8 protein-coding genes are annotated in these 11,177 nt (G+C 71.7%); 4 read left to right on the top strand and 4 right to left on the bottom strand.

Translation table 11 applies throughout. From position 1 onward, the window contains the following. From ACFWFI_RS34735 to rsmH, 4 genes are all read right to left on the bottom strand, one after another. Positions 1-1,554: UDP-N-acetylmuramoyl-L-alanyl-D-glutamate--2,6-diaminopimelate ligase (locus tag ACFWFI_RS34735; RefSeq protein WP_387398229.1), on the bottom strand; the 1,554-nt coding region annotated here is incomplete at its 3' end. 16 nt (positions 1,555-1,570) lie between these two features. Beyond that, positions 1,571-3,565, bottom strand: a complete 1,995-nt coding sequence (locus ACFWFI_RS34730) for a peptidoglycan D,D-transpeptidase FtsI family protein (protein ID WP_387398227.1) — start codon at positions 3,563-3,565, stop codon at positions 1,571-1,573. A gap of 4 nt (positions 3,566-3,569) precedes the next feature. Beyond that, positions 3,570-4,094: a cell division protein FtsL gene (locus tag ACFWFI_RS34725; RefSeq protein ID WP_387398225.1), complete on the bottom strand. Its 525-nt coding sequence runs from the start codon at positions 4,092-4,094 to the stop codon at positions 3,570-3,572. Positions 4,095-4,143: 49 nt separating this feature from the next. Beyond that, positions 4,144-5,109 (bottom strand): 16S rRNA (cytosine(1402)-N(4))-methyltransferase RsmH, encoded by a 966-nt coding sequence (gene rsmH, locus ACFWFI_RS34720; protein ID WP_387398223.1) that lies wholly within the window; start codon positions 5,107-5,109, stop codon positions 4,144-4,146. Between the two features lie 408 nt (positions 5,110-5,517). Here rsmH and ACFWFI_RS34715 point away from each other — a divergent pair, with 408 nt between their 5' ends. The 4 genes from ACFWFI_RS34715 to ACFWFI_RS34700 all read left to right on the top strand — a co-directional run bounded on the left by ACFWFI_RS34715 (position 5,518) and on the right by ACFWFI_RS34700 (position 11,108). After that, a complete protein-coding gene (locus ACFWFI_RS34715; RefSeq protein WP_387398221.1) occupies positions 5,518-6,081 on the top strand; it encodes a beta-class carbonic anhydrase in 564 nt (187 codons plus the stop codon). A 190-nt stretch (positions 6,082-6,271) separates the two neighbouring features. Next, positions 6,272-7,318, top strand: a complete 1,047-nt coding sequence (locus ACFWFI_RS34710) for an AAA family ATPase (RefSeq protein ID WP_387398219.1) — start codon at positions 6,272-6,274, stop codon at positions 7,316-7,318. Then, entirely contained in the window at positions 7,318-8,691 is a 1,374-nt protein-coding gene (locus tag ACFWFI_RS34705; protein ID WP_387398217.1) for a DUF58 domain-containing protein, read from the top strand. Before ACFWFI_RS34710 ends, ACFWFI_RS34705 begins: the two co-directional genes overlap by 1 nt. Next, positions 8,688-11,108 (top strand): transglutaminase TgpA family protein, encoded by a 2,421-nt coding sequence (locus ACFWFI_RS34700; protein WP_387398215.1) that lies wholly within the window; start codon positions 8,688-8,690, stop codon positions 11,106-11,108. The genes ACFWFI_RS34705 and ACFWFI_RS34700 overlap by 4 nt, the downstream gene beginning before the upstream one ends. Positions 11,109-11,177 lie beyond the last annotated feature (69 nt).

Genomic DNA, 11,177 nt, shown 5'->3' with positions numbered 1-11,177 from the left:
GTCCCCGGCCTCGGCGCGGACGACGGCCTCGGCGATGGCTCCGGCCCGGTCGGCGTCGATGATGACGTCGCCCCGCTCGTGGATGGGCACCTCGGCGGCACCGGCGAGCATGGTGGAGAGGATCGCGAGGGGGTCCTCGGAGCGCGGGTTGTCCGAGGTCAGTACGGCGGTGTCGGCGAGCCGGGCCGCGGCGGCGCCCATCGGGCCGCGCTTCGTCGTGTCGCGGTCGCCGCCGCAGCCGAGCACGATGTGCACCCGGCCCTCGGTGACCTTCTGCAGGGATCGCAGGACGGACTCGACGGCGTCGGTCTTGTGCGCGTAGTCGACGACCGCGAGGTACGACTGTCCGGCGTCGACCCGTTCCAGCCGGCCGGGAACACCGGGGACGGCCGCGACGCCGTCCGCGGCGGTCTGCGGGTCGACGCCCGCGACGGCCAGGGTGACGATCGCGGCGAGGGTGTTGGCGACGTTGAACGGGCCGGGCAGCGGAGCCCTGGCGGTGACTCGCTCACCCTTGGGGCCGATCACGGTGAAGGTGCTGTCCTGGGGGCCGACTTCGACGTCCTCGGCCCGCCATTCGGCGTCCGGGTGGCCCTCCGCGGAGAAGGTGACGACCGGGACGGACGCCTCCTTCACCAGCCTGCGGCCGTACTCGTCGTCGAAGTTGACGACACCGAGCTTGCTGCGCTGCGGGGTGAACAGCTGCGCCTTGGCCTGGAAGTAGTCCTCCATCCCGGAGTGGAACTCCATGTGCTCCGGGCTGAGGTTGTTGAACACGGCGACGTCGAAGACGCAGCCGTCGACCCGGCCGAGCACCAGGGCGTGGCTGGAGACCTCCATGGCGACCGCCTCGACACCGCGTTCGCGCATGACGGCGAACAGGGCCTGGAGGTCGGTGGCTTCGGGGGTGGTGCGCTCCGACTTGATGCGCTCGTCGCCGATCCGCATCTCGACGGTGCCGATCAGTCCGGTGCTGCGTCCGGCGCCGCGCAGCCCGCCCTCGACGAGGTACGCCGTGGTGGTCTTGCCGGACGTTCCGGTGATGCCGATCTGGAGGAGGCCGACGCCCGGCCGTCCGTAGATCTCGGCCGCGATGTCGCCCATCCGGCCGCGCGGGTCCTCTGTGACGAGGACCGGGAGGCCGGTGACGGCGGCGCGTTCGGCGCCCGCCGGGTCGGTGAGGATCGCGGCCGCGCCGAGCCCCGCGGCCTGGGCGGAGAAGTCGGCACCGTGGAAGCGGGCACCGGGCAGGGCCGCGTACACGTCACCGGGGCGCACGGCCCGGGAGTCGTGGGTGATGCCGGTGACCTCACCGGAATCCTGCGGTCCGGCACCGAGCCGGGCGGCCAGCTCTCCGAGGGACGTCGGCCGGAGCCGGTCCGGTCGGGGCGCTCCCGGGTAGGTCACAGGCGCGTCCTTCTGAGTGGTTTGACACTGATCAGCGTGGGGCACGGCGGTGAGCGTACCGGGCGGACCCGGCCTCTCGCGAAGTGAGGGGCCGGGGTCGCGGTACTTCTCGTTCCGGTTCCCGGGATCAGGGGTGATGGTCGTCACTGAGGGTTCCCCCGAGTTACTCGCCGGGTTTGAAGGACACCGGCAGCCGGGCGGGATCGCTGCCGGACGGAGGTGTCTGGAGGGTCTTGAGGGCGAACTCCATGACCTTCTTGTAGATCGGTCCGCAGATCTGGCCGCCGAAGTAGCTGCCCTTGGTGGGGTTCTGGATGGCGCAGTAGACGGTGATCTGAGGATCGTCGGCGGGGGCGAAGCCGGCGAAGGAGGCGGTGTAGCCCTTGTAGACGCCCCGTACCGGATCGACGCGGTTGGCCGTGCCCGTCTTGCCCGCGACCCGGTAGCCCTGGATGTGGGCCTTGGCCCCGGTGCCCTCCTCGTCGTCCACCACGGACTCCAGCATCTTCGCCAGGGTCTTTGCCGTCTTCTCGCTGACCACCCGGGTCCGTCCGGGCGCCTCGGACGCCGTGTAGCGGCCGTCCGCGTCCTTGGTCCCGCGGACGAGGGTCGGCTCGATCCGGACCCCGCCGTTGGCGATGGCCTGGTAGACCGATGCGGCCTGCATGGCGTTGAGGGAGAGCCCCTGGCCGAACGGGATCGTGTACTGCTGCGAGGTCGACCAGTCCTGTGGCTTGGCGATGATGCCGGGCGACTCACCCGGGTAGTCGAGCCCGGTGGTGCTGCCGATGCCGAATTTGCGCAGGTAGGAGTACAGGACCTTGTTGGCCTCGGCCTGGGTCTTCCCCAGCTGCCCGGTGGCCAGGATGGTGCCGATGTTGCTCGATTTCGCGAGTACGCCGTTGAGCGTGAGGTACCAGGTCGGGTGGTCGATGTCGTCCCTGAAGAGCCGGTCGCCCCGGTGCAGCCGGTTGGGGACGGTGACGTGCGTACCGGGGGTGGCCGCTCCCTCCTCCAGCACCGCGGCCATGGACATGACCTTGCTGGTGGAGCCGGGTTCGTACACGTCCTGGAGGGCCGCGTTGCCCAGGGCGGCGGAATTGCTCTGCGCGAGGTCGTTCGGGTCGTAGCCGGGAGCGTTGGCCATGGCCAGCACCTCGCCGGTCTTCGTGTTCTGGACGACCACGTAGCCACGGTCGGCCTTGGACTTCTCGACCTGGTCGGCGATGGCGCGCTGGGCCGCCCACTGGATGTCGCGGTCGATCGTCAGCTCGACGTCGGTGCCGGCGACGGCCGGGATCTCCGTGGAGCCGGCGGTCGGCACGGGACGGCCGCCCGCCTGGGCGTAGCGGATCTTGCCGTCCTCGCCCTGGAGCTCCTTGTTCAGCTGTGCTTCCAGGCCGCCGCCGCCCTTGCCCTCGGCGTTGACGAAGCCCAGTATCCCGGCGGCGAGGTCGCCGTTGGGGTAGACGCGCTTGGTGGTGGGTTCCTGGAGGACTCCGGCCAGCACATTGGCTCCGGGGCCGCCGTTCGCCTTGTCCTCGGCCGCCTTCTCCGCGAAGACGGACTTGAGGTCCTTGATCTGCTTCCAGACCTGCGGGGTCTGCCTCCGTGCCAGCACCGTGTAGCGGCTCTTGGGGGTGGAGAGTTTCTTCGCCAGCTCCGCCTCGTCCTTGTCGAGGATCGGGGCGAGCAGGGCCGCCGCCTGCTGCGGGGCGTCCGGCGCCTTGCTGTCCTCGGGCGTGAACAGCTTGGGGTCGGCGGTGATGTCGTGCGCGTCGACGCTGGTGGCCAGGGCGATGCCGCCGCGGTCGGTGATCTCGCCGCGTTCGGCGGCGATCGTGTACTCCAGGTACCGGTTCTTCTCGGCCTTGGCGGAATACGTGCCGGCGTCGACCGCCTGGACCTGGAGGAGCCGGACGACGAACGCCAGCATGACAAGGGTCAGGCAGAGGCTGATCAGGCGCAGCCGGGGGCGCGGGCTGCCCAGGCGGATGGGCTGCGCGGAACCGCCACGCCGCTTGCCGGCCGCCGCCGGACGCCGGGGACGCCGGTCCTCGGCACGGGCGGCGGGCCGGGGGCGCCCCGATCCGCCGGCCGCGTTACGGGATCGCGCGGGGCCGGGTACGCGGCGGCGCGGCGGTTCCTTGGACGGCACTGCGTCACCTGCCGGAGCTGGTCGGGGGCGGGGTGGTCGGTGTCGTGGAGGGCGTCGCGGGGGAAGCGGAGGACGATGCGGAGCCGGACGGGGAGGCCGTCCCGGCGGGCCCTGCGGCGCTCGCCCCGGGTTTCGGGGCCGCGGTGGGGGAGGAAGGCTGGGCGGTGGCCCGCTCGGGCACTCCGCTGACCGTGCCGTCCGGGTTCAGGAAGGCGGGGCTGCCGCCGGGCACCATGCCGAGCTCCCTGGCCCGGCGCTCCAGCGCGTCGGGCTCGGAGTAGCCGTCGACGTCCCGCTGGAGGGCCTGTTGCTCGTCTGTGAGCTCGGTGGTCTCCCTCTTCAGCTTGCTCAGCCTGAACGATCCTTCATTGAGAGCCGAGTTCAGCAGCAGGAGCGAGATCAGGCCACCCGCGAGCAGCAGCACGACCAGCAGGACGAAGGGGGTGCGGGCGGCGGTGCTCGGCCCGGACGGCATCAGCCGGGCGAGCCGGCCGGCCCTCCCCTTCATCTGCTCGGCCGTCCTGGTCACCGCGGTTCCACCGTCCTCTTCTGCGTCCGGCCCGCCCGGCGGGATCCGCTCACCGCTCCTCCTCGCGGATCCGCTGGGCGCCGCGCAGCCTGGCGGGGGCGGCACGCCGGTTCTCGGCGACCTCTTCCTCGGTGGGCAGTTCGGCGCCGCGGGTCAGCAGCTTCAGCCGGGGCTGGTAGCGCTCGGGGACGACGGGCAGTCCGGGCGGCGCCGTATTGGCCGCACCGGCCGCGAAGACCTGCTTGACCAGGCGGTCCTCGAGCGAGTGGTACGAGAGGACGGCGATCCGGCCGCCGACGGCGAGGCTCCCCACCGCGGCCGGAACGGCCCGCTCCAGGACGGTGAGTTCACCGTTGACCTCGATGCGCAGGGCCTGGAAGGTGCGCTTGGCCGGATTGCCGCCGGTGCGCTTGGCCGCCTGCGGGAGGGAGTCGCGGATCAGCTCGACGAGACGGGCGCTGTTGCTGAAGGGTTCCTTCTCGCGTTCGCGCACGACGGCCGAGACGATGCGCTTGGCCTGCTTCTCCTCGCCGTACGCGCGCAGGATCCGTACGAGTTCGCCCGGCGGGTAGGTGTTGAGCACCTCGGCCGCGCCGATGCCGGTCGTCTGGTCCATGCGCATGTCGAGCGGCGCGTCCTGGGCGTAGGCGAAGCCTCGGTCCGCCTCGTCCAGCTGCATGGAGGAGACACCGAGGTCGAACAGCACTCCCTGGACCTTGGGGATGCCCAGCCGGTCGAGGACCTCGGGCAGTTCGTCGTAGACGGCGTGCACCAGGGTGGCGCGGTCGCCGTAGGGGGCGAGGCGCTCGCCGGAGAGCCTCAGAGCCTCCTTGTCCCGGTCCAGGGCGACCAGCCGGGCCGTGGGGAAGGCGGCGAGCAGAGCCTCGCTGTGCCCACCGAGCCCGAGGGTGCAGTCGACGACGACCGGGGGCTGTGGTCCCGTCGCCTCCAGAGCCGGGGCCAACAGGTCCAGGCATCGCTGGAGCATCACCGGGACATGTCGGGTCTGGCTCAAAGCGCCCTCTCAGGCTCTGTCCCGTGGGGCCGTACATACGGTCTGGTCCCCACCCGCCCGGAAGGGGAGGTCGGCCGGCGCCGGGGAAGGAGGCGTCGGCCGGCCGCGGGCGGGAGAGGGCCGGGCCGCATGTACGCCGCACATCACGGGGAACTCGAAAATGTAAAAATATGCAGAATGTGCAGGCGTGTCGGTAACTTCGCGTCACTTTAGTCCACCCTGCCATTCGATCCATTCCCGATCAACGAACCGCGCAGCGCGTCGCACCTCCACGGCGGCGCCGGGAACCTCACCCGGTCGGGTGTCCGGGCGTGAGGCCTGTGGGTTACCTCACAACAAGCCACGTTGACGTTCTTTGTCCCCTTCCACAGCACGCCAGGCGCGGTCGCGAAGGTTAACGTCATAGTTATGTCGACTTCTGCGCAGTCTTCCGCCGAGACCGATTCCCCCGCCACCTCCGCCGCCCGTTCCGGAGGAACAGTCACCGACCGCCTGGTCGAACTGAACACGAGTTACGCGGAGGCCTTCACCGACCCGGGCATGGACGCGCGGCCCGTACTGAAGGTCGCCGTGGTCGCCTGCATGGACGCCCGCCTCGACCTCCACCGCGCGCTCGGCCTGGAACTCGGCGACTGCCACACCATCCGCAACGCGGGCGGCGTGGTCACCGACGACGTCATCCGGTCGCTGACGATCAGCCAGCGGGCGCTCGGTACCCGCAGCGTCATACTGATCCACCACACGAACTGCGGCCTGGAGTCGCTCACCGAGGGCTTCCGGCAGGAGCTGGAGCTCGAGGTCGGCCAGCGCCCGGTCTGGGCGGTGGAGGCCTACTCGGACGCCGACCAGGACGTACGGCAGTCGATGCAGCGCGTGCGCACCTCGCCGTTCCTCCTCCACACGGACGACATCCGCGGCTTCGTCTTCGACGTGACCACCGGTCAGCTGCGCGAGATCCTTCCCGCCTCCTGAAGCACCCTCGACATACGGGCCACATCCGGCATATCGCGCCCACTTATCCACAGGCGAGTGACACGAAGCGGTAACGGCAACAAGAATGCGGGTGTGACATCTCTCCGGGTCCTCCGGAGAGTGTCCGTATTTCGGGGCGGGCCCGGCAGCTTTGTGCGTCGGCCCGTGCACAAGGGCCGAGGAGGGCCGGGTGACGACCTATGACGATCGAGCGAGCCTCACAGATCTGACCACCACAGCGGAGCGGGTACGCAGGTCGGTCGAGGGTGTGATCGAGGGCAAGCCTGAGGTCGTACGGCTTTCGCTGACCGTGCTGCTCGCCGAGGGACACCTCCTGATCGAGGATGTGCCCGGCGTCGGCAAGACGATGCTGGCCAAGGCGCTGGCACGGTCCATCGACTGTTCGGTGCGGCGCATCCAGTTCACACCGGACCTGCTGCCCTCGGACATCACCGGGGTCTCGATCTTCGACCAGCAGCAACGGGACTTCGAGTTCAAGCCGGGCGCGATCTTCGCCCAGATCGTGATCGGCGACGAGATCAACCGCGCGTCGCCCAAGACCCAGTCGGCACTGCTGGAGTCGATGGAGGAGCGCCAGGTCACGATCGACGGGCAGACCTACGAGCTGCCCGATCCCTTCATGGTGGTGGCCACCCAGAACCCGGTGGAGATGGAGGGCACCTATCCGCTCCCCGAGGCGCAGCGCGACCGCTTCATGGCCCGCGTGTCGATCGGATACCCGAGCGCCGAGGCCGAGCTCCAGATGCTCGACGTCCACGGCGGGGCCTCACCGCTGGACGACCTGCAGCCGGTGGCGCACGCCCACGACATCGTGAAGCTGATCGACGCGGTGCGCAAGGTCCACGTGGCCGAGGCCGTCCGGCGCTACGCCGTGGAGCTGGTTTCCGCCACCCGTCAGCACCCGGACCTCAGGCTGGGGGCCTCCCCCCGTGCGACCCTGCACCTGCTGCGCGCCGCCAAGGCGTCGGCCGCGCTGAGCGGGCGGGACTACGCCCTGCCGGACGACGTCCAGGCCCTCGCGGTCGCGGTGCTCGCCCACCGGCTGCTGCCCACGGCCCAGGCGCAGCTCAACAGACGTACGGCCGAGCAGGTCGTGCTGGACATCCTGCAGCGCACACCCGTGCCGACGTCGGGCGGCGCTCCCGCCCCCGCACAGCCCCAGCACCGGACCGGCAGCCCGGTGTACGGCCGGCAGCCCGGCGTCCGGCGGCTGTGATGACGGCCGGGGCACCCGGCCCTGTGGACGACAGCGACGACAAGGGCGGTCTGCGAGCGGCTCTGGGCGGACTGACGACGCGGGGGAGGTCCTTCCTGGCCGCCGGTATGGCGGCGGCGGTCTGCGCCTACGTGCTGGGCCAGGGCGATCTGCTCCGGGTCGGCCTGCTGCTGGCAGTGCTGCCGCTGGTCTGCGTCACCGTCCTCTACCGCACCCGCTACAGGGTGGTCGGCAGCCGGCGGCTGTCGCCGTCGCGGGTGCCCGCGGGCTCGGAGGCGAGGGTCCATCTCCGCATGGACAACGTGTCCCGGCTGCACACGGGCCTGCTCATGCTCCAGGACCGCGTTCCGTACGTTCTCGGCCCCCGGCCCCGGTTCGTGCTGGACCGGGTGGAGCCGGGCGGGGTGCGGGAGGTGTCCTACCGGGTCCGCTCCGACCTGCGCGGGCGCTATCCGCTGGGGCCGCTGCAGCTGCAGCTGAGCGATCCCTTCGGGATGTGCGAGCTGACGCGGTCCTTCAGCACCTACGACACCCTCGTCGTCATCCCCCGCACCGAGCCGCTTCCGGCACTGCGGCTGGCCGGGGACGCTTCCGGATACGGCGACGGCAGACGGTCGTCCCTGGCGCTGGCCGGCGAGGACGACATCATTCCGCGCGGCTACCGTCACGGTGACGACCTGCGACGGGTGCACTGGCGCTCCACCGCGCGCTACGGCGAGCTGATGGTGCGGCGCGAGGAACAGCCGCAGCGGGCCAGATGCACGGTGCTGCTGGACACCCGGCAGATCGCCTACCAGGGCGCCGGACCCGGATCGGCCTTCGAATGGGCGGTGTCCGGCGCGGCGTCCGCACTGGTGCACATGCTGGAGCGCGGCTTCGCGGTGCGGCTGCTCACCGACGAGGGGAGCGCCGTGCCGGGTGAGAGCACCGACGGCTTCGCCGGATCGACCCAGGAGTCCGCGGAATCGGCGGGTCTGATGATGGACACCCTCGCGGTCGTCGATCACTCCGACGGGGGCGGCCTCTCCCGCGCGCACGACGTGCTGCGCGGAAGCAACGAGGGGCTGTTGGTGGCGTTCTTCGGCGACCTCGACCTGGAGCAGACGGCCGTGGCGGCCAGGATGCGGCAGCGCAGCCGCGGGGCCGTCGCCTTCGTGCTGGACAGCGACGACTGGGCGCGCGGCGGAGAGGCCGTGCCTTCCGCGCCGGCCTCCGACCGCTTGCGGCAGCTGCGTGAAGCGGGATGGACGGCGATGGCGGTGCCACCCGGGGTGGAGCTCGCCCGGCTCTGGCAGCAGGCGGGCCAGGAGGGCCCCGGTGCGCAGTCCTCCGTGGCCGGAACGACGACAGGGCTCTCCGGGGGTTGGTCATGAGCGGGCGCAGCAGACTGGCGCTGTGCGCCTTCGCGGCCACGATGATGGCGGCGGGAGCCCTGCTGCCCCTGGTCGAGACTTCGGGGTGGGTCCTGCAGGCCGCGTTCCTGCTGGCCGTTCAGAGCGGGGTGGGTGCGCTCGCCCGCCGGATGCGGCTGGCCCGGATCCTGACGGTCTCCCTCCAGGTGATCGTCACCCTGCTGACGCTGACCGCGGCGTTCGCCAGGGAGCATGCCCTGTTCGGTGTGCTGCCCGGGCCCCAGGCGGTCCAACGCCTCGCCGACGTGCTGACCCTGGGCTCCGACGACGTCGGCAGGTACGCCATCCCCGCACCGGCTACGGACGGCATCCGGCTGATGCTGATCGGCGGAGTGCTGCTGATCGGGCTCATCGTGGACGTACTCGCGGTGACCTTGCGCGCCGCGGCTCCGGCCGGTCTGCCGCTGCTCGCGCTCTACTCGGTCGCGGCCGGGCTGTCCGACGGCGGGGCGGGATGGCTCTGGTTCCTGCTCGCGGCGTGCGGTTATCTGCTCCTCCTGCTGGCCGAGGGCCGGGACCGGCTGTCCCAGTGGGGACGGGTGTTCGGTGGAGTGTCCCGTACGTCAGGCGGTCTGGCGGCCGGCCTGGAGGGGTCCGGGCGGGCCCTGGCGTCGGTGCGTACGGGGCGGCGCATCGGCGCGGTGGCGCTGGGCATCGCGCTGGCCGTGCCCGCGGCCCTCCCCGCTCTGGACGGCGGGCTGCTGGACGGCACGGGCGGCGGGTCGGGCAGGGGGAGCGGCGGGGGCACGATCTCCGCGGTGAACCCGCTGGTCTCGCTGCAGAACAATCTCAATCAGCCGGAGAACCGGGAGGTGATGACGTACCGCACCAACTCCGGGAACCCGCAGGACTTCTACCTGCGCATCCTGGCCCTGGACCAGTTCAGCGGCAGCGAGTGGCGGCCGTCGACCCGCCGGCTGAGTGACGTCCCGGACAGGCTGCCGCAGCCGGCAGGGCTGGGCGAGGATGTCGCCGTCACCGAGATCCGGACGAACATCTCGGCGTCCCGCTCGTACCAGCAGACATACCTGCCGCTCCCCTACCCTGCGAGCGAGGTGGAGGTCCAGGGCCGCTGGCGGTACGAGCCCGAGGGGCGCACCCTCGTCGGCGACGACGGCCAGACGACGCGCGGCGCACGGTACGAGGTCAGCAGTCTGGTGGTGGAGCCGACGGCCTCGCAGCTCGCCGGGGCGATGGCACCGCGTTCGGACCTGGCCCGTGAGTACACGCGGGTGCCCCCGTCGCTGCCCGATGTGGTCGAGGAGACCGCCGAGCGCGTGACCGAGGATGCGGCCAACGACTACGAGCGGGCCGTGAAGCTGCAGGACTGGTTCTCGTCGGAGGGCGGTTTCCGGTACGACACGACGGTGACGTCGGGTACCGGTACCGCCGCGATCGAGCGGTTCCTGAAGGACAAGGAGGGCTTCTGCGTCCACTTCTCCTTCACGATGGCGGCGATGGCCAGGACACTGGGGATCCCGGCCCGGGTCGCGGTGGGCTTCACGCCTGGCACGGTCCAGGCGGACGGTTCGGTGTCGGTCGGGCTGCGGGACGCGCATGCCTGGCCCGAGCTGTACTTCGAGGGCGTGGGCTGGACCCGCTTCGAGCCGACGCCGTCCCGGGGCACCACCCCGGCGTACACCCGGCCGGACACGCCCTCGCAGGACCCCAGCGATCCCGCGCTGCCGACGGACGGTGCCTCCGCGGCGCCCACGGCAGCCCCCTCCACCTCGGAGTCCTGCCCCGCTCAGATGCGACGGCAGGGCGAGTGCGGTGCGTCCACGGCTCCCGGTGCGGTGGATTCAGCCGATCCGGGCACCCCGGCGGGCACGATTGCGCTGTGGGTGCTCGGCTCGCTGGTGGTGCTCACGCTCCCGCTGGTGCCGATGCTCTGGCGGATGCGGGCCCGTGACCGGCGGCTCGGCTCCTCGGGAGGGCGTACGCCCTCGGACGCGGTGGCCAGGGTGCTGGCCGCCTGGCAGGAGATCACCGATACGGCGTGGGATCACGGCATTCCGCCGGACGAGTCGCAGACCCCACGCAAGGCCGCGGCGCGTGTCGTGCGGCTGGGCGGCCTCCAGGGCTCGGCGGCCGCCGCGATCCACCGGGTGGCGGGAGCGGTGGAGCAGGTGCTGTACGCACCCGAGCCGGGCACGGCCTCCGCGCCGGCCGAGGACGTACGGGCCGTTCGGGCAGGGCTGTGGGCCTCGGCCGGCCGCTGGGGCAGGCTGCGGGCGACGCTCGCACCTCGTTCGGCCATCCGGGTGATCTGGGCGGTCTCGGAACGCCGGGCGGAGCTCGGCCGCCGGTGGTCGGAGCGTGCGGGACGCGCCCGCTGGGCGGCGTGGCTGCGCCGCCCGTCCCGGCAGCAGGGCTGACCACCTGGATCCGGGGCCGGCCGCCGGCCGGTCCCGGGCCTGGTGCGGTCCGCAGATCCGGGATCGTAC

The sequence above is a fragment of the Streptomyces sp. NPDC060209 genome (assembly GCF_042728155.1).
Lineage (GTDB): Bacteria > Actinomycetota > Actinomycetes > Streptomycetales > Streptomycetaceae > Streptomyces.
The sequence above is the reverse complement of the archived record's forward strand: the minus strand, read 5'-3'. Positions and strand labels throughout refer to the sequence as shown.